The sequence below is a fragment of the Novosphingobium sp. PhB55 genome (assembly GCF_004368805.1).
Taxonomy (GTDB): domain Bacteria; phylum Pseudomonadota; class Alphaproteobacteria; order Sphingomonadales; family Sphingomonadaceae; genus Novosphingobium.
Window position 1 is genome coordinate 97,410 of sequence record NZ_SODQ01000001.1, and the last position, 21,940, is coordinate 119,349.

The 21,940-nt window shown below is 66.4% G+C and carries 18 protein-coding genes; 6 read left to right on the plus strand and 12 right to left on the minus strand.

The window, feature by feature from the left end; all coding sequences use genetic code 11:
* Positions 1 to 106: 106 nt before the first annotated feature.
* Genes EDF57_RS00490 through EDF57_RS00500 form a run of 3 tightly spaced genes read right to left on the minus strand, consistent with a single transcriptional unit; the run spans position 107 to position 1,851 of the window.
* Positions 107 to 580 carry a GNAT family N-acetyltransferase gene (locus EDF57_RS00490; RefSeq protein ID WP_132262290.1) on the minus strand — a complete coding sequence of 158 codons (474 nt, stop codon included), beginning with the start codon at positions 578 to 580 and terminating at the stop codon, positions 107 to 109.
* Between the two features lie 7 nt (positions 581 to 587).
* The gene (gene tsaB, locus EDF57_RS00495) at positions 588 to 1,250 is read right to left on the minus strand and encodes a tRNA (adenosine(37)-N6)-threonylcarbamoyltransferase complex dimerization subunit type 1 TsaB (RefSeq protein ID WP_134092733.1); all 663 of its coding nucleotides are present in this window, start codon (positions 1,248 to 1,250) and stop codon (positions 588 to 590) included.
* A 22-nt stretch (positions 1,251 to 1,272) separates the two neighbouring features.
* Positions 1,273 to 1,851 (minus strand): NifU family protein, encoded by a 579-nt coding sequence (locus tag EDF57_RS00500; RefSeq protein ID WP_132262293.1) that lies wholly within the window; start codon positions 1,849 to 1,851, stop codon positions 1,273 to 1,275.
* A gap of 200 nt (positions 1,852 to 2,051) precedes the next feature.
* On the opposite strand from EDF57_RS00500, the gene EDF57_RS00505 reads away from it, so the two are divergent.
* Together EDF57_RS00505 and EDF57_RS00510 are read left to right on the plus strand one after the other, a co-directional pair.
* Complete coding sequence (locus tag EDF57_RS00505) at positions 2,052 to 4,982, plus strand: M16 family metallopeptidase (RefSeq protein WP_132262295.1); 2,931 nt, start codon at positions 2,052 to 2,054, stop codon at positions 4,980 to 4,982.
* Positions 4,983 to 5,222: 240 nt separating this feature from the next.
* A complete protein-coding gene (locus EDF57_RS00510) occupies positions 5,223 to 6,596 on the plus strand; it encodes a 3-deoxy-7-phosphoheptulonate synthase class II (RefSeq protein WP_132262297.1) in 1,374 nt (457 codons plus the stop codon).
* 90 nt (positions 6,597 to 6,686) lie between these two features.
* Here the strand turns inward: EDF57_RS00510 and EDF57_RS00515 are convergent, their stop codons facing one another.
* Complete coding sequence (locus EDF57_RS00515; protein WP_132262298.1) at positions 6,687 to 6,887, minus strand: hypothetical protein; 201 nt, start codon at positions 6,885 to 6,887, stop codon at positions 6,687 to 6,689.
* A 209-nt stretch (positions 6,888 to 7,096) separates the two neighbouring features.
* On the opposite strand from EDF57_RS00515, the gene EDF57_RS00520 reads away from it, so the two are divergent.
* Both EDF57_RS00520 and EDF57_RS00525 read left to right on the plus strand, forming a co-directional pair.
* Positions 7,097 to 7,369, plus strand: a complete 273-nt coding sequence (locus EDF57_RS00520; protein WP_134092734.1) for a hypothetical protein — start codon at positions 7,097 to 7,099, stop codon at positions 7,367 to 7,369.
* Between the two features lie 91 nt (positions 7,370 to 7,460).
* Positions 7,461 to 9,359: a CocE/NonD family hydrolase gene (locus tag EDF57_RS00525; RefSeq protein ID WP_134092735.1), complete on the plus strand. Its 1,899-nt coding sequence runs from the start codon at positions 7,461 to 7,463 to the stop codon at positions 9,357 to 9,359.
* A gap of 45 nt (positions 9,360 to 9,404) precedes the next feature.
* Here the strand turns inward: EDF57_RS00525 and EDF57_RS00530 are convergent, their stop codons facing one another.
* The 8 genes from EDF57_RS00530 to EDF57_RS00565 form a co-directional block, all read right to left on the minus strand.
* Positions 9,405 to 11,159 carry a chloride channel protein gene (locus tag EDF57_RS00530; protein ID WP_132262303.1) on the minus strand — a complete coding sequence of 585 codons (1,755 nt, stop codon included), beginning with the start codon at positions 11,157 to 11,159 and terminating at the stop codon, positions 9,405 to 9,407.
* A gap of 183 nt (positions 11,160 to 11,342) precedes the next feature.
* A complete protein-coding gene (locus tag EDF57_RS00535; RefSeq protein ID WP_134092736.1) occupies positions 11,343 to 12,137 on the minus strand; it encodes an SDR family oxidoreductase in 795 nt (264 codons plus the stop codon).
* Between the two features lie 173 nt (positions 12,138 to 12,310).
* The gene (locus EDF57_RS00540) at positions 12,311 to 13,738 is read right to left on the minus strand and encodes a globin-coupled sensor protein (protein WP_134092737.1); all 1,428 of its coding nucleotides are present in this window, start codon (positions 13,736 to 13,738) and stop codon (positions 12,311 to 12,313) included.
* Between the two features lie 161 nt (positions 13,739 to 13,899).
* On the minus strand, positions 13,900 to 14,763 hold the full coding sequence (locus tag EDF57_RS00545; protein ID WP_134092738.1) for a BadF/BadG/BcrA/BcrD ATPase family protein: 864 nt from the start codon (positions 14,761 to 14,763) through the stop codon (positions 13,900 to 13,902).
* Complete coding sequence (dld, locus tag EDF57_RS00550; protein WP_134092739.1) at positions 14,760 to 16,505, minus strand: D-lactate dehydrogenase; 1,746 nt, start codon at positions 16,503 to 16,505, stop codon at positions 14,760 to 14,762. Before dld ends, EDF57_RS00545 begins: the two co-directional genes overlap by 4 nt.
* A 14-nt stretch (positions 16,506 to 16,519) precedes the next feature.
* On the minus strand, positions 16,520 to 17,599 hold the full coding sequence (locus EDF57_RS00555) for a beta-N-acetylglucosaminidase domain-containing protein (RefSeq protein WP_134092740.1): 1,080 nt from the start codon (positions 17,597 to 17,599) through the stop codon (positions 16,520 to 16,522).
* Positions 17,596 to 18,747 (minus strand): N-acetylglucosamine-6-phosphate deacetylase, encoded by a 1,152-nt coding sequence (nagA, locus tag EDF57_RS00560; RefSeq protein WP_134092741.1) that lies wholly within the window; start codon positions 18,745 to 18,747, stop codon positions 17,596 to 17,598. The genes EDF57_RS00555 and nagA overlap by 4 nt, the downstream gene beginning before the upstream one ends.
* Positions 18,744 to 19,820: an SIS domain-containing protein gene (locus EDF57_RS00565; protein WP_132262316.1), complete on the minus strand. Its 1,077-nt coding sequence runs from the start codon at positions 19,818 to 19,820 to the stop codon at positions 18,744 to 18,746. Before EDF57_RS00565 ends, nagA begins: the two co-directional genes overlap by 4 nt.
* Before the next feature lie 115 nt (positions 19,821 to 19,935).
* Between EDF57_RS00565 and EDF57_RS00570 the strand changes: the two genes are divergently transcribed.
* Both EDF57_RS00570 and EDF57_RS00575 read left to right on the plus strand, forming a co-directional pair.
* On the plus strand, positions 19,936 to 20,805 hold the full coding sequence (locus EDF57_RS00570; protein WP_134092742.1) for a protein phosphatase 2C domain-containing protein: 870 nt from the start codon (positions 19,936 to 19,938) through the stop codon (positions 20,803 to 20,805).
* Positions 20,805 to 21,911 (plus strand): anhydro-N-acetylmuramic acid kinase, encoded by a 1,107-nt coding sequence (locus EDF57_RS00575; RefSeq protein WP_134092743.1) that lies wholly within the window; start codon positions 20,805 to 20,807, stop codon positions 21,909 to 21,911. Before EDF57_RS00570 ends, EDF57_RS00575 begins: the two co-directional genes overlap by 1 nt.
* The last annotated feature ends 29 nt before the right edge of the window (positions 21,912 to 21,940 follow it).

Consider the following 21,940-nt stretch of genomic DNA (forward strand, 5'->3'; position numbering starts at 1 on the left):
CCATTTAAGGCCTGCACTTGTCTTCTGAACCATTTTGTTCAGGAATTCAAGGTCTATTAGAAGTCGTCCCTAATTGTGACAGTTGTAACATTAGGTATCGACATCTTTATTCAGAAGGCGGGCAACCAATGTCGCAAGCAAAGGTTAGTGCGTCGATTCTGTCACCGCCAGGTGTACGGTAGTACTCCCTGCGTTCGCCGATCTGGTAGAAACCGAAAGCGGAATAGAGAAGTTCCGCAGGGTTTCCTTTTCTCATTTCAAGTAAAAGTCGTTTAGCCCCTCTTGCCGCTGCGGCAAGTCGAAGCGAGTCCAATATGGAGCGTCCAAGTCCTAGACGCCGATATTCGGGGTTCACGGCCAGAAGCAGCAGTTCCTCTTCCTCGTAGCCGGTACGCGAAAGCGAAAAACCCGCCGCCGCTTCGTCTTCCGCGACAGGCGTTCCTTGTGCGGAAATGAGGAAATAGTGGCAATTCCCGAAGGCCAGCGCATCTTCGACCTGGCGCCGGTTCCAGGCTTCACCCCAGGCGGGTTCGAAAGCCTGCGCCATGACAGCCATGATCCTGTCGAGATCGTCGATCATCGGCGCCTCAGTTTCCGGGAGCGGGAAGGCCGCCCGGCAGGCGCGCATCGGGTGCGCGGCCGTACAGAGGGCGGGTGTCGGATGTCAGCGCCGTGGCCGGCAGCAGCGGGAACGCGCGCGCATCGGGCCAGACGGGCAGGGCCGTGCCGCTTCCGCGCGCCGTGACGAGGGCTTCGGCCTGGGTGCCGGCGATCACGGTTTCGATTGCGCTTGCTGCGGCAGCTTCGGGCCGGAGCGACACGAGCGGACGGGCCACGTTGCCGTCGCCCGCGAAGCCTTCGATGAACCATTCCCCGTGCCCGCCGGTCATGGCCACGCCCACGGGGACGTTGCCCGCCTGGTCGCGCGCGATCGCGGCAACCATGGCGAGCGTCGAATAGCCGGCTATCTCAGAGCCCCAGGCCAGGGCGAGCGCGCGCGCCGCAGCCAGGCCCACGCGCACGCCGGTGAAGCTGCCGGGGCCGAGTGCCGCCACGATGCGCGGCGCGCGGCCACGATCGGGAAGGGCGGCGATCATCGGTACGAGGGCTTCGGCGTGGCCGCGGCCCAGCATGCGAAACTCGCCCGCCACCAGCCTGTCGCCATCGAAAAGCGCGACCGAGCAGGCCTCGGTCGCGCTATCGATCACCAGTGTCAGGCCGCCGAAAGGCGCATCTGTCGCTTCCGTCATGTCTGGTCAGTCGTTCCCGGGATCAGGCGGCGCGGACTTCGGTGACTTCGGGGACGTAATGCTTCAGCAGGCTTTCGATGCCGTGCTTGAGCGTCGCACTGGAGGAGGGGCAGCCCGAGCAGGCGCCCTGCATGGCGAGGTAGACCACGCCGTCGCGGTAGCCGCGATAGACGATGTCGCCACCGTCGTTGGCCACGGCGGGGCGGACGCGGGTTTCGATCAGGTCCTTGATCTGCTCGACGATGTCGGCATCGGCCGGATCGTCACCATAGTCGGCGTCCTCTTCGGCCGGGACCGAGAAGCCGCTGGCATCGCCGCCGGAAAACAGTGGGGCTTCCGATACGAAATGGTCGAGCAGGATGGAGACGACCTGCGGCTTGAGGTCGGACCACTCCGCGCCGGGCGCGGCGGTCACCGAAACGAAGCCCTGGCCGAAGAACACGCCGGTCACGTCGCCCAGGTCGAACAGCGCCTGCGCCAGCGGCGAGACTTCCGCGTCTTCGGGCGAAGTGAATTCGCGGGTGCCGGACGCCATGACCTGCCGTCCGGGCAGGAACTTGAGCGTGGCGGGATTGGGCGTGGCTTCGGTTTCGATATACATGATCCACGCGATTTAGGTGCTGCGCGGATAGGGTCAAGTCCACAAGCCGCAATTGACTTTGCGCGGCGCGGGAACAAGGCTGCGATTTGCCTCTTTCTAAGCCGCGACTTCACACGCTTGAATCCCCTGACGACCGGCGCTTCCTAATCACCCGCGCTATTCACTGGCCCTTAATCGAACCGGAACCTATACCCCTCCCGATGACGAAATCTTCGCGCGCCGCCCGCTCGCTCGCTTGCCTGCTCCTGCTGGCTCCCCTCCCGGTTCAGTCCGTTCTGGCGCAAGTGCCGAACGCCCCGGCTCCGGCGGCAGACACGCTGCCCGGAGACAGCAATCCGTGGCTCTATCGCGGCAGCGACATTCCGCGCGATCCCGAATGGCATTTCGGTGAACTGCCGAACGGTCTCAAGTATGCCGTGCGCCGTAACGGCGTGCCGCCGGGGCAGGTTTCGATCCGCATCCGTGTCGATGCCGGTTCGCTCTACGAAACCGATTCGGAGCGCGGCTATGCGCACTTGCTGGAGCACATGCTGTTCCGCCAGTCCAAGTACATTCCGGAAGGCACGGCCATTGCCGCCTTCCAGCGCCTGGGCGCGACCTTCGGTAGTGATACCAATGCCGTGACCTCGACCACGCAGACCGTGTTCAAGCTCGACCTGCCCAACGCGACGCCCACTTCGCTGGACGAGACGTTCAAGCTGATGAGCGGCATGGTGACGGCGCCGACGCTGTCGGCCTCCAACCTCAAGTCCGACTTGCCCATCGTGCTGGCCGAAATGCGCGAGCGGGGCGGCGCCGCCAAGCGTGTGCAGGATGCCATGCAGAAGACGCTCTATGCCGGGCAGCCGCTCTCCGTGCGCGAGCCGATCGGTACGGTGGAATCGCTGACTTCGGCAACGCCTACCTCGGTGCGCGCCTTCTATTCGCGCTGGTATCGCCCTGACAACGTGGCGGTGATCGTCGCGGGAGATGCCGATCCGGCCACGCTGGAAAGCTACGTGAAGAAGTGGTTCGCGGACTGGAAGGCCAATGGCAAGCTGAGCCAGGCGCCCAGCTTCGGCGATCCGGTCGCGCCCAAGGATGCCGATCGCAGCAATCCCGTCGGCGAGACGAAAGTGCTGGTCGAGCCTGACCTGCCGCCTTCGCTGATGTATGCCATCTTGCGCCCGTGGCGTCAGGTTACGGACAATATCGTCTATAACCAGGGACTTATGGTCGATTCCATTGCCCAAGCCGTAATCAACCGCCGTCTTGAATCGAAAGCACGGGCCGGCGGCAGCTTCCTCTCGGCTTCGGTGAACCAGGACGACGTCTCGCGCTCGGCCGACGCCACTTTCGTGTCGGTGACGCCGCTCGGCGATGACTGGGAGGCGGCCTTGCGCGATGTGCGCGCCGTGATCGCGGATGCCACGACCAAGCCGCCCACGCAGGCCGAGATCGACCGCGAAGTGGCCGAACTGGATGTCGCATTCCAGGTTCCGGTCGAGCAGCAGCGCATCCTGCCGGGCTCGAAGCTGGCCGACGACATGGTCAATGCGCTCGACATCCGCGAAACGGTGGCCGCGCCGAACGACGTGCTGCGCATCTTCCGCGAATCGAAGCACTTGTTCACGCCCGCGGACGTGCTCAAGCACACGCAGCAGCTGTTCAACGGAACGGTGACGCGGGCGCTGTTCACCACGCAGAAGGAAGGCGGCGCTACCGACCAGTCGCTCCGCTCCGCCTTGCTCCAACCCATCAAGCCCGATGCCTCGATCCGCACCGCCGGCAATGAAAAGCCGGTGTCCTTCGAGAAGCTGCCCGCCATCGGCGCGCCTCACAAGGCGACCGCCCAGACCTCGACGGGACTGCTCGATATCGAGCAGCTGACTTTTGCCAATGGCGTGAAGGCGCTGCTCTGGCCGGTTCAGGAAGAGCCCGGCCGCGTCACCGTGAAAGTGCGGTTCGGCGGCGGCAAGCGTTCGATCGACCCGAAGGACGCGCCCTATATCGCGCTGGGCGAGTTCGCGCTCGTCGGCTCGGGCCTGGCCACGCTCGGCCAGGAGGATCTCGACCGCATTTCGACCGGGCGCAAGATGGGCTTCGACTTCGAAGTGCAGGACGCCAGCTTCCAGTTCCAGGCGGAAACGCGCCCGCAGGACCTGGCGGACCAGCTCTACCTCTTCGCGGCCAAGCTCGATCTCCCGCGCTGGGATCCGCAGCCGCTGGTCCGCGCCAAGGCCGCGGCGAAGATCCAGTATGCCACTTACTCCACCTCGCCGCAGGGCGTGCTGAACCGCGACCTGGAATTCTACCAGCGCGGCCAGGATCCGCGCTTTGCAACGCCGAAGCCCGAAGCGATCGAGAAGACCACGGCGGCCGGGTTCAAGAAAGTCTGGAGCAAGGCGCTGGCCAGCGGCCCGGTCGAAGTCCAGATCTATGGCGATTTCGACAAGGCTTCCACCATCGCCGCGCTGGAGAAGACCTTCGGCGCGCTCAAGCCGCGCACGCCGGCGCCTTCCACCGCCAACCTGGCGGATGTCACCGTGCCCAAGCCTTCGGACACACCCATCGTGCTGCAGCACCATGGCGATCCCGACCAGGCGGCGGCGGTGATCTCATGGCCGACCGGCGGCGGCTCTATGGGCATCCGCGAATCGCGTCAGCTTGAAATCCTGACGCAGCTCTTCACCAACCGCCTGCTCGATGCAGTGCGTGAGAAGCTGGGCGTGGCCTATGCGCCCTACGTCTATTCGCAGTGGCCCGTGGACATGGCGGCCGGCGGTTCGATCACCGCCATGGCGCAGCTCGACCCCAAGTCGACCAAGGTGTTCTTCCAGACCGCGGACGAGATCGCGCAGGATCTCATCAACAATCCGCCGACGGCGCAGGAACTGGCGCTTGTGACCGAGCCGATGCGTCAGCAGGTGACGCGCGCCGCCTCCAGCACCTCGTTCTTCATGGGCCAACTGGAAGGTGCGACTTACGATCCCTCGCGCATCGGCACCGTTCGCACGATCCTTTACGATTATACCGCCACGACGCCGCAGCAGATGCAGGCGCTTGCCGCCCGCTATCTCGGCAAGAACAATTCGTGGCAGCTGGAGGTCATGCCGGAAGGCAAGGCGGTCGGCGCGGTCGCCGTGAAGTAGGATCAGGTTGAACGCGGGGCAGGATTGTTCGCAAGTTACGCGCGCAATCCTGCCCGCGACACCTTGTTTCGCCGCGCCGGGGCGTTGAAGGCGCAATCGATCACCCTGATCGTCTAAACCGGCTTTGCAAAAATTGCCCGGGGAGGCTATGGCCCGCCCCTTGTTTGCGGTTCTTGCCGGTTTGGCCCCATGCATTCGGCGCGGGGAGAGAGGGCGAAGGAACCGCCGGGAGTACGTAACGTGGCTAGCAATTGGACCCCGGAAAGCTGGAAGGCTCAGGAAGCCCGCCATCTTCCGGTATACGGCGATGCGGAGAAGCTGGGCGAGGTTGAGGCCACGCTTGCGAAGTTTCCGCCGCTGGTCTTTGCGGGCGAGGCGCGTGCTCTGAAGGCGGATCTCGCCGAAGTCGCCGCCGGTCGCGGTTTCCTGCTCCAGGGCGGGGACTGCGCGGAAAGCTTCGCCGAATTCAGCGCAGACAATATTCGCGATTCCTTCCGCGTGCTGCTGCAGATGGCGGTCGTGCTGACTTTCGCCAGCAAGCAGCCGGTGGTGAAGCTGGGCCGCATGGCGGGCCAGTTCGCCAAGCCGCGCTCGGCCCAGACCGAGACGATCGGCGGCATGGAACTGCCCAGCTACTTCGGCGACATCATCAACGGCATCGAGTTCGAGCCGGAAACGCGCCGCAACGATCCGGAGCGGATGCTGAAGGCCTATGGCCAGTCCTCGGCCACGCTGAACCTGCTGCGCGCTTTCGCGCATGGCGGTTATGCGAACCTGCGCCAGGTTCACCAGTGGACGATGGAGCACATCAACCGCAGCCCTTGGGGCCAGAAGTTTGAACAGATGGCCGATCGCATCGGCGAGGCGCTGGACTTCATGGCGGCCTGCGGCGTGGACCCGACTTCGGTTCCCCAGCTTCAGGGCACCGAGTTCTACACCAGCCACGAAGCGCTGCTGCTGCCCTATGAGCAGGCGCTGACCCGCCGCGATTCGCTGACCGGCGACTGGTACGATTGCTCGGCCCACATGCTGTGGATCGGAGACCGCACGCGCTTCGAAGGCTCGGCCCATGTCGAGTACTTGCGCGGCGTCGGCAATCCGATCGGCATGAAGTGCGGACCCAGCCTCGAGCCCGACGCGCTGCTGCGCATGCTCGATACGCTGAACCCGGCACGCGAGCCGGGCCGCATGACGCTCATCAGCCGCTACGGCTATGACAAGGTCGAGGCCGGCCTGCCCAAGCTGGTGCGCGCGGTAAAGGCCGAAGGTCATCCGGTGGTGTGGTCGTGCGACCCGATGCACGGCAATGTCATCAAGGCCGAAAGCGGCTTCAAGACCCGTCCGTTCGACCGCATCCTGGCCGAAGTGCGCGGCTTCTTCGCCGTCCACCGCGCCGAGGGCACGCATGCTGGCGGCATCCATATCGAGATGACCGGCCAGGACGTGACCGAATGCACCGGCGGTGCCATCGCCATCACTGACGAGGCGCTGAAGGACCGCTATCACACGCACTGCGATCCCCGCCTCAACGGTGCGCAGTCGATCGAACTCGCGTTCGAGATCGCCGACCTGCTCAACCTGGAAGCGACGGAGCGGCAGAAGCAGGCGGCCTGAACCACTGCTTTCGATAAAGTTGCGCGGGCAGGAAAGTCTTGGCTTTCCTGCCCGTTTTCTTGCCGGAAGCCTGAGCGGTGGGACCGAAGCTCAGGTGCAGGGTTGGCAGGCGGCGGATCGGCTTTCCCGCACTTGCGCGCGCAGTGCTTCGATCTGGGCCGCCTGACGACGCATCACCGCGGCGGCCTGAAGCATGGTCGCCTCCGCTGTGGACCATTCCTTCACGGAACCGCCCAGCGCCGCCCACATTTCGAGCGTCTGCGCCAATGCCTTGACTTCGGCTTCGTCCACCGCCCTCATCCCCGGCGCCCAGACGGGCCGCCGTGCAAAATTGATTGTAACGGGGCGGGACTCTTCCTTCAGCTTCGCAAAATCGATGTGAAATCTACGAAAAGCCGATAGGCTTGGACGAGCGTCGTCCGTCCTGACGCCTCTTGAGCAGCCCGTCTGGAATGCCGGGGGCAACGGATTGGCGGGATGTTTCGGTGGGGAGGGGCGTCATGAAGAAGTTCGCGTTGCTTGCGCTGGTCGTGGTTTTCGCGATCGGGACTCCGGCCTTGGCAAAGGGCCCTGCGGCGTCCGAAAAGGCGGCGGAGAAGAAGCCGGGGATGGGCCAGGCCGATCCGATCGAATGCCGCAAGTTCCAGGAAATCGGGTCGCGCCTTAAGATCAAGCGGGTCTGCATGTCCCGCAGTGAGTGGGCGGCCCAGGCGCGCGAAGACCGGATGAACATAGAGCGTTCGCAAGTGGCGCGGGGACTTGGTCCCACCTGAATCCTGCCGCGCAAGTGGGATGCTCTATCCGGTGGAGATCGGTCGAGAACCCGCTTGACCGCTCGAAATGCACGGGCCACCAAACGGGTCCATGACAAAACATTTCCGGATCGCCGCGGGCCTCGCAGTTGCGCCGTTCGCTCTTGCCGCCGCTTCGCAACTCTCGGCGGCGCCGCCCACCGATACGATGATGAACGATCAGGTCGGCTCGTATGACTGGGTGCGCCCGCAGGCGGATTATATCCGCCGCGAAGTGATGATCCCGATGCGCGACGGCAAGAAGCTGTTCACGGTCATCGTCATGCGCAAAGGCACGAAGGACGGGCCGATCCTGCTCAGCCGCACGCCCTACAATGCCGGCGGCATGACCAGCCGCAACCGCAGCCAGAAGATCGAGGAAATTCTTCCGATCATGGACGCGGACTTCGTCAACGACGGTTATATCCGCGTCTACCAGGACGTGCGCGGGCTGGACGGCTCCGAAGGCGACTACGTGATGAACCGGCCGCTGCGCGGGCCGCTCAACAAGACCAAGGTCGACCATGCCACCGACGCCTACGATACGATCGACTGGCTGGTGAAGAACGTGAAGGAGAGCAACGGGAAAGTCGGCATCACCGGCTCGTCCTACCTCGGTTTCACCTCCCTGATGGCGCTGATCGATCCGCATCCGGCGCTCAAGGCTGCCGTGCCCCAGAGCCCGATGGTCGATGGCTGGATGGGCGACGACTGGTTCCATAACGGCGCCTTCCGCATGTTCGGTTTCGACTATGACCTGGGCCAGACCGTCAAGAAGGGCGGGGGCGCGGTGCCCAAGGGCACCGGCGACGAATATCAGGCCTATCTGGAAGCCGGTTCGGCCATGGATTATGCCAAGGCGTACGGCCTGCTGGACCTTCCGGTGGTCCGCAAGGTGCTGGAGCATCCCAGCTACGACGCCTGGTGGCAGGGTCAGGCCGTGGACAAACTGCTGGGCGCGCGCAAGCTGACGGTGCCGACCATGCTGGTCGTCGGTCAATGGGACCAGGAAGACAGCTACGGCGCCCCGGCCGTCTATCAGGCGCTCAAGGCCAACGGCACGCCCAGCGACATGGTCAGCCTGGCCATCGGCCCCTGGCGCCATTCCCAGGTCAATTACGAGGCGCGCGAACTGGGCCCGCTCAAGTGGGAAGGCGATACCGGTGCACAGTTCCGCCAGCGCTACATGAAGCCGTTCTTCGACTGCCACCTGAAGACCGATGCCCCGAAGTGCGATACCCCGCCGGTCGTGACTTACGCCACGGGCGAGAACCGCTGGGAAGTATCGCAAAGCTGGCCCGCAGGCAGCTACACGCCGCTCTACCTCGCGGCGAACTACGGCCTTTCGTGGAGCAAGCCGGCGGCGGGCAGCGACAGCTACGTTTCCGATCCGGCCAAGCCCGTGCCGCTGCTGCCGCGCCCCGTCCACATGCAGGGCGAGGAGTGGAAGACCTGGCTCGTCCACGACCAGCGTTTCGTCGACGGCCGCACCGATGTGCTGAGCTACAGCACCGGCGTGCTGGACAAGCCCGTCCATATCAGGGGCGCCCCCAAGGTCGAGCTTCATGCTTCCACCAGCGGGCAGGACAGCGATTACGTGGTCAAGCTGATCGACGTCTATCCGCAGGAGAACTCGGCCAATCCCGCCCTGGCCGGCTATCAGCTCGGCATCGGCATCGAGATCTTCCGGGGCCGCTACGTCCACGGTTTCGACAAGCCGCAACCCCTTGAGCCGGGCAAGGGCTACACGTTCCAGTGGTCGCTGCCCAATGTCGATCACGTGTTCCTGCCGGGACACAAGATCATGGTGCAGGTGCAGTCCAGCCTGTTCCCGCTTTATGACCGCAACCCGCAGTCCTGGGTATCCTCCATCATGGAAGCCAGGCCCAGCGACTATGTGAAGGCGACGGAAACCGTGACGTACGGCGGCGATGCGGCGAGTGCCGTGTGGCTTCCGGTTGCCGGTGACTGAGCAAGCGGCCTCGTTCCGGACCCGATCCGGGACGAGGTCACGCGGTCAGCTTTCCCCGAAGAGTTCGCGCTGCGAGGCTTCGATTTCCTCGAAGTAGCGCCGACGTGCATGGCGCTCGGTGACGACGCCGACCACCCGGCCGACGCCATCCACCACCGCCAGTTCGTCGGCCACGGCCACGTCGAAAGCCTTTATCATCGCGCGGATGTCGGTGGTCGGGGAAAGGGTGGTGCCCTTCAGCGAGGCGAGGGAGCCGATCGCGCTGTCCTGCGGCAGTTCGGGATTATAGGCAGAGGACGTGGCGACGATGCCGGCGTAATGCTCGTCCTCGTCCAGCAGGATCGCCTTGCTTGCCGAGCCCAGCGGAACGCGCGCGCGGAAGTCGGCCACGGACAGCGTGGCCGGTGCCGAGATCCAGTCCTTGCGCATGATGCGTCCGGCCGTAAGGCTGAGCATCCAGCCGATGTCCCGCGGGGAGCGGATGATCGAGCCGCGGATGTGCAGGCGCCAGGTCGAGAACGAATAGCCGAACATCTCGCGCGTGAAGGCGCTGGAGACGAGCGAGGCGGTCAGCACCACGCCCATCAGCGCGAAGTCGTGAGTCGTCTCCAGCATGAGCATGGCCAGCGTCATCGGCCCGCCGACGATGGAGACCGCCAGCGCGCTCATGCCGACGAGGGCGGATTGGGTGGGATCGAGTTCGATGCCCAAAGGCAGCAATTGCACGGCGGCGGCGAAGATCAGGCCGACCAGCGACCCCAGGAAGAGCGAGGCGAAGAACAGCCCGCCGCGAAAGCCGAAGCTCAGCGAGATGACCGAAGCGGCGATCTTGAGCGCCAGCACCATGAGCAGGAAATGGATCGCCGGCTGCATGGCGAGGTTGAGGTGCATCGCACCGTGGCCCGCTGAAAGCGACTGCGGGGAGACCCAGGCCAGCGGCATCAGCAGCAGCCCGCCCACCAGCGGCTTCCAGCGCGCGAAGCGGGTCAGGCGCTGGACGTGCAATTCGGTGAAGGTCACCAGCCGCATGATGAGTATGCCCACGAGGGCGCAGACCAGGCCGAGCACGGCGTAGATGAAATAGTCGCCCGTGGTGAGGTCGCGCGCGCTGGACGCGGCGATCAGGTACGGTTCGACGCCGAGTTCGCGGGTGATGAACGCCGCGCCGAGGGCGGCGGCGATGACCGGGGCGATGGCGGAGGGCGTATAGGCACCGATCACGATCTCGAACGCGTAGAAAGCACCGGCCAGGGGCGCGCCGAAAGCGGCGCCAACCGCGGCTCCGGCTCCGGCGCCGACCAGTGTGCGCATGTCGGCGCGGCGCAGCTTGAACCATTGGCCCAGCACCGAGGCGACGCCGCCGCCCATCTGGGCATAAGCTGCCTCCAGCCCCACCGAGGCTCCCGCGCCGTTGGAAATGATGGTCTGGGCGGAGATGATGAGATTGTCGATGAAGGGAATCCGCCCGCTGTGCAGCGCGTTGGCTTCGACGACGTCGATTGGTGCGCGCCGGCGTCTGCGAAGCAGATAGGCGATGCCGATCAGGACCAGGCCGCCGAAAGGCAGGGCGAGCAACCGCCAGGGATGGCGGATTTCACCCAGTGCGCTCAGCCGGTTGCCGTCGATCGCGTAGAACAGCTGTTGCAGCGTGTGGGCGAGAAAGCCCTGGAGGTTGGTGAGCCATCCGGCGGCTATTCCTGCCATGACGGCCAGCACGATGAACGCCAGCTCGCTCTCGCGCATGCGCTGCCGCTGGCGGATGACCAGGGCTTTCAGGGCGTTAACGGCGGGACGTCGCATCGATTGTCGATTGGGCCTGCGCATGCGCGGCTGTCAAGGCGGGTATCGGGAGGAGGGGCAAGAAAAGCGAGCGTGCAGAGCGGCGGTCACGGGGCCGTCGTGCGGAGGGAATCCGTGTCCGCGCCCTCGTTCTTGCGGGCGTGCGGCAGCCGCACCCGCTTGTGCCCGAGTTCTGCGCCTATCTCACTTCGGAGGCATGCGGATGCCGCCGTCGAGGCGGATGCACTGGCCGTTGAAGTACGTGTTGCGCACCAGTTCGAGCACGAAACTGGCGAACTCTTCGGGATTGCCCAGGCGCTTGGGGAAGGGGACGGCCCGCCCAAGGCCTTCATAGACCGCCTCGTTCATCTCCTTGACGCGCAGCATCGGCGGGGTGGCGAATGTGCCGGGCAGGATGGCGTTGACGCGAATGCCGAGGTCCATCAGGTCGCGCGCCATCGGCAGCACCATGGCATTGACCGCGCCCTTGCCGCCGCCATAGGCGACCTGGCCGATCTGCCCGTCCTGCGAAGCGGCAGAGGAAGTGAAGACGATGCAGCCGCGTTCGCCGTCGGCATTGAGCGGCTCGGCTGTCGCCATGCCCAGCGCGGCGATCGCGGCCACGCGGTAGGACGCGGTGAACACGCCCTCGGCCGTCTTGGCGATCTGTTCGGTGGCCATGCGCTTGAAGCCGCCCGTGGCCTTGTCGAACGAGACGGTCTTGCCGCCGCCGGCCACCACGGCGCAGTGGACGACGACGCGTTCCTGGCCATGGGCGGCGCGGGCGCGGGCGAAGCCTGCCTCCACGCTCTCCTCGTCGAGAATGTTGACCTTGCAGAACACGCCGCCGATCTCGGCCGCGAAAGCTTCGCCTGCCTCCTCGCTGATGTCGAAGATGGCGACTTTCACGCCTGCATCGGCCAGCGCCTTCGCGCTGGCGCGGCCAAGGCCCGATGCACCGCCCGTGACGACGGCGGCCAGCGTGTTGTCGATCTTCATGGCGAAGGTGTCTCCCGCGATTCGTGTTTGGCCATGGGCTAGCGCACTTCCCGCCAGTGCCGCGCGGCCGGAATGCAGCGCGCGGCCAAGTATCGCTCTGGCGCGGTCAACGCCCAGGGAGCACGCGCCGCCCCCTCGCGGCAGGGCGGCGCGCGAAGATCAGGCGCGGGCGATCAGGCCGCGCAGGTCCTGACGGGTGGCTCCTCGCCGATCTGGAATCGCCCGGCCTGGTTGGCAAGCGTCGTCGCGTCCGAGATGAGGGTGCGGGCGGCGGCGGAGGTCTGTTCGACCATGGCCGCGTTCTGCTGCGTCGTGCGGTCCATCATGCCGACCGTGGAACTGACTTCCGAAATGGCCGTGGCCTGGGCATCGTTGTCCCGCGCCATCGTCTCGACAAGGGCGTGGACCCGGCCGACTTCGCCCGCGATGGTCTCCAGCGAACGATCGACGCGCGAGACGGTGGCGACCGCCTGGTCGATCTCGGAACGGGTGGCGGAAAGGCCGTCGCGCGCCTTGCGGGCTTCTTCCTCGGCGCGCATGGCCAGGGAACTCACGAGATCGGCAACGACCGCGAAGCCGCGCCCGGCGCTTCCGGCCCGACCGGCCTCCACGGCCGCGTTCATGGCCAGGACGCGCGTCTGGAAGGCGATCTTGTCGACCCCCTCGATCACGGCATCGATGCCGCGCGCGCTTTCGTGCACGACGTGCATCGCCTGCACCGCGTCGCCGGCCACTTCGCGCCCCTGCTCGACGGAATCGAGCGCTTCCCCGGCAATGCCCAGGGTTTCCTGCGCGCCCGATGCCGTGGCCTTCACGCGTTCCTCGACGCGCAGCAGCGTCGCGGCCGTTTCCTCCAGGTTCGCGGCGCTGCTTTCCGTGCGCTGCGCCAGATCTTCGGAGGCCCGCGCGATGGCGCCGGATTCGCCGTAGATCGCATGGGAGGCCGTCACCACCGATCCGATCGTCTCGCGCAAGTTGGCGAGGCTGCGGTTGTAGGAGGTCTTCAGCGAGAGGAACCCGGCGGGCAGGTCGTCGATGTCGTGGAGAAGATCGCCGCCCGCCAGCCGCGACATGGCGCGATCGAGGGCGGCGATGGCCTGGTTGCGCTCCGCTTCGGCTTCCTCGAAATAGATCGAGATCGACAAGTCCATGTCGAGCATGGCCGCTTTCATCAGCGCGCGGTTGAGCTTGCCCGGGCTGACGCGGCGCGTGAACAGCTGCCAGGGGCTGGCGCTGCGTTCGACGGCGGCCATGATCTCTTCCAGGATCAGCGCATAGCCGCCGATGTACCAGCGCGGTTCGAGGCCGATCTTGGCGTGGACTTTGCCGATCCGGCTGACGGCGGCGTAGTATTCGGCGTCGAACCGGCCAGTGGCGATGCCCAGCCAGTGGCCGACTTGCGCGCCTTTGGCGGCGTTGATGTGCGCATCGCTGCGGAACATGCGCGCCATCTCGGGGGTCGCGCGGACCCGCCGGTAGAAGTGATCGAGCGCTGGCTGGATGCAGGTGCGGAGAAATGGTTGCGCAGCGGTGAGAATACGGCGCTGCGCGGCATCGAATTCGAGGAACTCCAGACGTTCCTCGACGGTCTTGACTGTCAAGTTCAACTCCTGCCCGGCGGATCTTGTCCGGCCGAATGAAATCGTTTTTCCTGACCTATTATAGAACGATGCGGGCGGCTTTCGGCTCGGGAGGGCCGGGATTTTTGCGCCGTTCGGCCGATGCCGGCAGCGGCAAAGATGCCCGGCAGGGACGGCAGGCGTCAGGCGGGTTGGAAGCCCGCCAGACGCAGCGCCCCGTCAAGGGAATCGCCGAGGGCCGGGCTCAGGCGCTCGACCGTGCGCGAACGCAGCCAGGGCTGCATGCGCGGCGCCAGGCCGCCGACGAGCGTGCAGCGGGTGGCGCCGCGCTCGAAGATCGTCTCGATGAAACGCTCGATATGGCCCGCGGCATGTTCGACGATGGAGCGGGCGATGGCGTCGTCCGCTTCGGCATAGTCCATGACCAGCGGCGCGAAAGTGCCGTAGTCGCGCGGAGTGGCGTGGTCCATCCAGGCGATGGCCTGCGCCGTGTCGTGTTCGAAACGCTCGGTCACGGCCGCGCTCAGCGGCGTCTTGCGGGTGCGCCCGTCGAGCGCGCGCAAGGCGTGGCGCATCGCGCTGAGGCCGAGCGCGGCACCGCTGCCTTCGTCGGAGATCGGGAAACCGTAGCCGCCGATGGTGAAGTCCCGGCCGTCCAGCCGCACTTGCGCGGCGCTGCCGGTGCCGATGATGAGGATCGCACCGTCCTGCCCGGCATGGGCGCCGAGGTTGGCGATCTGGGCATCGGTGGCATAGCGCACCGCGGCGAAGCCGAAGTCAAGTTCCGCCAGCGCCTCACGCACGCCGGGGCGGGTGATCCCGGCAATGCCCATGCCCGCCTGGATGGTGGCGCGCTCGGCCGTGGTAAGCCCTGCTTCGGCCACGGCCTGGTCGACCGTGTCCTTCAGCGTTTCGTAGAGTGCCTCCATCCCGATGCGCGCATTGGCGGTGCCGGACTTGCCGTGGCCGATCTCCTGGCCCTGCGCGTCGACAAGCCGGGCGCGGCAATTGCTGCCGCCTGCGTCGATGCCGAGGAAATAGGTCATGGATGTTCTCCGGTAGCCCCGATGCCTGGGTGATCTCCCCAGTCGCGGCCACGGGGGGTATGGCCGATTCCGGGGTTGAGCTGGTTGCGCGGGTCGATCTCGCGGTAGAACTGCGCGAGTTCGGGCCGGGCGACATAAAGGTGGCCGACATTGTGCTCGGCCGGATACTGCGCGCCGCGTGCGTCGAGCAGGGCCCAGAGCGCATGCTCGAAGGCAAGCGGATCGGTGCCCTTCTTCACGATGTAGTCCTGGTGGAATACCTGGCAGAAGAAGTGCCCGTAGTAGAGCGTGTGGACCGTGTGCGCCGCAAGTTCGGACGGCAGGCGTTCCACCCATTCGCGGGTGTTGCGGGGCAGGGCGACGTCGAGCGCGACGATGTCCTCGACCGTGTCCGGGTGGACGGCGCGGTATCGCACGGCAGCGCCCGCCGCCACGAAGCGGTGGAGGAAGGCCTTGGCGCTTTCCTGCGCCGTGCATTCGAAGTGCCCGCCGTCAGTGCCTGTATCCTCCGCGTCGCCGGGGAAGAGGTCGTGCAGCAGCACGCGCGCGGCTTCCACCTGGTCGCGCGGCACCTTGAGGATAAGGTGATGCTCGAAGCGCGCGCGATAGTCGCGCATGCGGGCCGGGAGATGGTCGGGGATGAACCGGCTGGACCACTGCATCAGGCGGTCGCTGAGCCCGCTGCCCAATACGCCGTCGAAGCGGGACTTGGCCGCGAACAGCGCCGGGAGCCGGTCGGTGCCGAGGCGCTCGATGGCGAAGAACATGTCCTTGCCGTAGCGATCGGCCACGTCGAAGGCTTCGGCGTGCATATATTCGCCGGCGATCGGCAGCGTGTCGAAATCGCGCAGCATCGTGCGGCGCAGCGCGGTCAGGCGGTCGGCCTCGTTAGTGCCGATGTAGAACGTGGTGGTGTCGTCTTCCCGCGCGAACGTATCGAGGCGGACGGCGAAGACGATCAGCTTGCCCGCGCTGCCGGCCGCCTCGAACAGGCACCGGGGGTCGGCATTGAAGCGGGCCGGCACTTCGCTGTCGATGTCGCGGACATGGTCGGCATAGCTGTGGTCGTGCGCCCACTTGTCGCTGGCGGGATCGATGTCGGCTTCGGTGAACTGTTCGAGGTCCAGCCGGGACAGCATGGTCTCCGGGTCGGCGCCAAGGTCCATGCCGAGATGGTTGAAGAGGCGCAGCGAGCCGTCGCCCTGGACCTGGGCATAAAGCGCGAGCTGGGTATAGGCCGGGCCGCGCCGGATCAGCGAGCCGCCCGAGTTGTTGCAGACCCCGCCGACCACCGAGGCGCCAAGGCAGGAAGAGCCGATCACCGAATGGGGTTCGCGCCCGAACGGCCGCAGCGCCTGCTCCAGCTTGTAGAGCGTGGTCCCCGGCAGGCACAGCACTTGTTCTCCGCGGCGGATCACCTTGAGTGCGGAAAGCCGGGTGGTGCTGACGATCACCAGGCCGCCGGGATAGTCTTCGCCAGCGGGGGTGGAGCCGCCCGTCAGCCCGGTGTTCGAAGCCTGCATGATGATCGAGACGTCTGCCGCCACGCAGGCCTGCACCGCGCGCCACATTTCCACCAGGCTGCCGGGGCGCACCACCGCGATGGCCGGGCCTTCGCCGGTGCGGTAGCCCTTGCGGAAGCGGGCCGTCTCGCGCGCGGAAGTCAGCACATGGCGCTTGCCCACGGCGGCGCGCAGGGCGGTCAGTAGCGCGATATTCCGGGTCTTGGTGCTTGCTGCCATGGTTGTATCCCCGCTTACTGGGTCTGGACCTCGTCGTCGGTCATCAGGTCCTTGCCGTCCAGCCAGTTCAGGATTTCACGCGAGGCGGGATGATCGATCCCTTCGTAGCGGGCCCGCAGGCGATCTGCGCGCGCGCCGAGGCGCTCGTGGCCCACGTCCTGCAGGGCCGGGATATCCTGCTGCAGCATCTGCGCAAAATCATCGCCGAGCAGGTGCCGCGCCGCTGCGCCGAAGGCTTCGCCATAGGCGTAAGTCTCTCCCTGCCGGTAGACCATCGGCAAGGTGATGGCGGGAATGCAGCCGAGGTGCGCCTGGATCGCCGGGTTTATGGCATGGCCGGAGATGTGCCCGGCGATCGCTGCCGGACGGCCGGTGAATGCCCGCAGATGGAGAAAGCGCGACATGCGGGCGCCGTCATTCACGGGCCAGTTGTCCCAGAGGCAGACCTTGCGGCCCAGTTCGCCCGCGACGCGTTCCAGATGGGCCGGGCCGATTTCCTTCGAGCAGACTTCCTCGCCGGTCCAGTAGACCTGCACGGCGGGATCGAGCAGCCGCCCGAGCTTGCCGAGATAGTCCGCCGGGCGATCCGCGAAGACGAGGTCGAGCACGGGGTCGTCGGAATAATAGGTGGGGCAGGTGTAGACACGCGCAGCACCGGTGAGCTTGGCGCAGAAGTTGACGACATCCGCCTGGCGCTCGGCAAGTTCGGGCATATCGCCGCGAAGATCGTCGAACAGCACGGCCAGGTCGTCGATGCCGATGGCGTCGAGTTCGGCCACCCGCCGCGTGAGGTCCGCGCGGGCCTCGTCGTCGAAGGGATGCGTGGAGCCGACCGGGGTGATCGCCATGCCGAAGCGCATGCCCGCGGCGCGGCACTCGGCGGAAAGGCGGGCCAGCGCTTCGGTCCGGGCCATGTCATGCGACACCCGCCATTCGCGGCGCAGCGCGCGATCGGCCTTGGGGCCATAGTGGTAGAAGCCGTAGCCGGCCTCGGCGAGCGTCTTCACCACATGGCTGCGCTCGGCCTCGTTCCAGATGCGACCGAAACGGCCCTCGATCAGGCCCAGTTCCGGCTGGCTTCCTTGCCTCGTCATTCGCGGTGGTCCTCGCGTGCGCCGCCGATCCAGGTCGCGCGGACCAGGCGATCGTTGCCCAGATGGACGAGGTCCGCCCGCAGCCCCCGCGCGATGGCGCCGGTCTCATGGTCGAGGCGCAGGAAGCGGGCGGGGTTGCCGCTGGCCATGCGCGAAGCGGCGACGATGTCGCAGCCGATCATGTCCATCGCGTTGCGCAGGGCCTGCGCCATGGTCAGCGCGGAGCCGGCCAGGGTGCCGTCGGGCCCGGTGCAGGTGCCGTTCTCCACCTTGATGTCCTGGTCCATGAGCGTGAAGCGGCCCAGCGTCCCGCCGACCGGCGGCATGGCGTCGGTCACCAGCATGATGCCTTCCTCACCCCTGGCCGCAAGGGCCACGCGCATCGAGGCGGGATGGACGTGGAAGCCATCGGCGATGAGGCCGAAGTGGCTGGCGCGGTCTTCCAGCGCCGCGCCGACCATGCCGGGGTCGCGGCTGAGGAACTGCGTCATCGCATTGAACAGGTGGGTGAAGCCGACCAGCCCCTCGGCAAGCGCGGCGCGGGTCTGGTCGTAGTTCGCGAGGCTATGGCCGGCGCAGACGAGCACGCCCGCTTCGGTCAGGGCGCGCACGGTTCCTGCGGGCGCCAGTTCCGGCGCCAGCGTCACCACGCGGCGGCCCGTGGTCGGTGCCGAAAGCCGGGCGATGACTTCGGTGTCCACCGGCGCAAAGCGGGTCTGGTCGTGGATGCCCTTCTTGGCGACGTTGAGGTGGGGGCCTTCGATATGCACGCCCAGCACGCCCGGAACGCCCTGGGCCATCGCAGCTTCGCCGGCGGCGATGGCAGCTTCCACCACTTGCGGGAAGTCGCTGATGAGCGTGGGCAGGATGCCGGTCGTGCCGTAGCGGCGATGCGCCTGGGCGATGGCGCGAATGCCTTCGATGCAGGGCATGTCGTTGAACAGCACGTCACCGCCGCCGTTCACTTGCGTGTCGATGAAGCCGGGCAGCAGGTAGCCGCCGTCGAGCCGCTCCAGCACGCAGTCGCCGGGCAGGGCGTCGGGTGCCGCAAGGCCGACGATGCGCCCGCCGTCGAGGACCAGTGCCTGGTCTTCCACCACGCGGTCGGCAAGGACGATACGCGCACCGATAAGGGCGATCCGGGTCATAGCGTGCGCGTCACCTTGTTGAGGTGCGGAGGATTATCCGGGTTCCGTCCGCGCGCCAGCGAGAGTTCGTTGGCGAGGCCGTAGAAACTCTGGATCTCGGCAATGGCTCCAAGGACTGGATGCACTTCCGTGGCCAGCGGCAGTACCAGCGCGGCGGGAGCGACATCCTCGGGCAGGCCGGCGGCGATGACCCGGGCACCGCGCGCCGCAAAGTCGTCCAGGCGCTCGCGAAGGCCGGTGCGCGCCACATCGAGCGGGGCAAGCACCAGCACCGGATCCCCGTCCCCCACCAGCGTCATCGGGCCATGGGCGACTTCGGCGCTGCTGAAGGCCTCGGCATGGAGGCTGGAGGTTTCCTTGAGCTTGAGCGCGGCTTCACCGGCGATCGGCAGCGTCGGGCCGCGCCCCAGCACCAGCATTTCGCTGGCATCCTTGAGCAGGTCCACCGCCGTCGTCCAGTCGGCGTTGGCCGCCGTTTCCAGAACCTCGCCCGTGGTTTCGAGAGCCGCGAGCAGCGCTTCGTCCTGGCTCCACTCGGCGACGAGATGGGTAAGCGCGACAAGGGTGCAGACGAAGCTCTTGGTCGCCGCGACGCTCGTTTCCGGGCCGGCGTGGACGGGGATCACGATCTGCGCAAGCTCGGCCAGCGGCGATTCGGCATCGTTGACCACGGCGATGACGACCGCGCCCTTGTTGCGGGCGTCCTGCGCCGCAGCCAGCAGGTCTGGGCTGCGACCGGACTGCGAGATCGCGATCATCGGCACGTCCAGGAACTGGGCGGACGTGGCGTGATAGAGCGAACCCACCGAAGGGGCGTGGCTCAACGTCGGGATGCGAGCATGGGTTTCCAGCAGGAACTTCGCGAACGCGGCGGCCTGGTCCGAACTGCCGCGCGCCAGAGTCGCGGCGAAGGGCGGGGCAAGCTCGCGGAGCTGGCGGCCGGCCTCGCGCACGATGTCTGCATTGCGGCGAAGCTGCTCGACGCAGCGCGCGGGCGCCTCGCGCGCTTCGCGGGACATCTGCGTGGTGCTGGCGGGCGCCGCTGCCGGCGCGTTCGGTGTCGCTTGGGTCATGATCTGACAGATACCAGTTTAGCTTTTTGGTACAAGTGGCATTAAAGTGGTTTTATAAATCGCCGCGTTCATGATACCGGTTCGGTTCGGCGAGGGCCGGATGTGGGAGAAGACGATGCTCAGGATCGAGATTGCCGCTTCCGATGGGCAGAGTGAAGTCAATGAGGACTGCGTCGGTCATCACGGTGATGCGGCGTGGGTTATCGATGGCGCGACCGGGATCGGTCCGGCGCTGCTTGACGCACCTAGCGATGCCTCCTGGCTGGCCCGGACCGCCAACGCCGCCCTGACGCAACTGCTTGCCGACAATTCGGAACTTCCGACCGTGGCGCTCCTGCGGGAGGTGATGGGGCGCTGCCGTGACGCCTTGGTGCGCGAGCAGGTGCGCGAAGCGGAAGGGCCGCATGAACATCCCTCGGCCGCCTTCGCGATGGTGCGTGTCATCGACGGCGTGGCGGAATTCACGGCACTGGCGGACTGCCGAATCGTGACGGTCGAGGGTGAGGGCGACGGTGAAGGCGAGGCGCGGCTGTTCGGCAGCTATGCGCTCGACGCGCTCGAAGGCCGTACGGTCGAGGCCATGAAGGCGATCCTGGCGTTGGAGGGCGACATCGGGTTCGACGCGCTCAAGGCCCGGTTGCTGCCGGGTCTCCAAGCGAACCGTAAGCTGATGAACCGGGAAGGCGGCTACTGGGTGCTCGGCACCGAGCCGGCGGCGGCTGACCACCTTTGGCAATGCCGCATGCCGGTTCGGCCGGGGCAGCGCTTTGCGATCGCCAGTGACGGTTTCCTGCGGCTGAACGAGCTTTTCGCGGTCGCCGCGCCTGCCGATCTCCTGTCCATTTCCGATCGGGAAGATTGGTCGCGCTGGCTCGGCCGCCTGCGCGACCTCGAAAAAGCGCCGGGTTCTCTGCACCGTCATCCCCGGGTGAAACCGCATGACGATGCCAGTCTGATTGTCTGTAGTTGGGGGAGTGCACGCTGATGCTGGTCATGGGGTTCATGAGCGGGACGTCGCTCGACGGCGTCGACGTGGCAGTCGTGGAGACCGATGGCGAGCGGATCGAGGGTTTCGGGCCCTCGGCCATGATCGCGTTTTCGGCCGCCGAGCGCGCGGCGTTGGAAAAGGCGACGCGCGATGCGCTGCTCTGGGACGGTTTCGGCGAACGGCCGCTGTCGTTCGGGCTGGCGGGTGAAGTGATCGAAGCGGCGCATCTGCGCGCGGGGCATCATGTGATCGAAAGGCTGGGACGGCTTCCTGACCTCGTCGGCTTCCACGGCCAGACCTTGCTGCACCGCCCGGAACGGAAACTCTCCGTGCAGATCGGCGATCCGCAAGTGATCGCCGACGGGCTGGGTGTTTCGGTGGTGGCGCAGATGCGCCAGGACGATCTCCTGGCCGGCGGGCAGGGCGCTCCCCTGGTCCCGGCCTATCACCTTGCTCTGGCGAAGAAAATCGGGCTGCCCCGCCCGCTGGCCTTCCTCAATATCGGCGGCGTTGCGAACCTGACATGGATCGGCGCGGACGGTTCTCTGCTCGCCTGCGATACGGGGCCTGGAAATGGTCTTATCGATCAGGTCGTCCAGGCGCATGGCGCGGGTCGCTACGACGATGGTGGACGCATCGCGGCGGCAGGCACGGTGGATGAGGCGGCCCTGGCGGCGCTGCTGTCTCACCCGCATTTCCACGGCGAGGGTCCGAAGTCGCTTGACCGTTACGACTTCCCGCTCGAATGGGCCGACGCCTGTTCGCTGGAGGATGCGGCGGCAACGCTGACCGCCTTCACGGCCGAGGCCGTCGCCGTGACGGCCCGCATCCTGCCGCAAATGCCGGAAATCTGGGTAGTCTGCGGGGGTGGCAGTCACAATCCCACGCTGATGGCGGCTCTCCGCGCACGGCTGGGCGACTGCCGGACCGCGGACGAAGTCGGCCTGCGGAGCGACTTCGTGGAGGCGGAAGCCATGGCCTTCCTCGCCGCGCGCAGCCTGCGCGGCATGCCGCTGACGTTCCCCGGCACTACCGGGGTGTCGCAGCCGCTGACGGGGGGAACGATCTGGCGGCCGGAAAACACGTTGGCCGAAGTGGTCTGATCGCCGCGAATTATTACATCACCACTTAG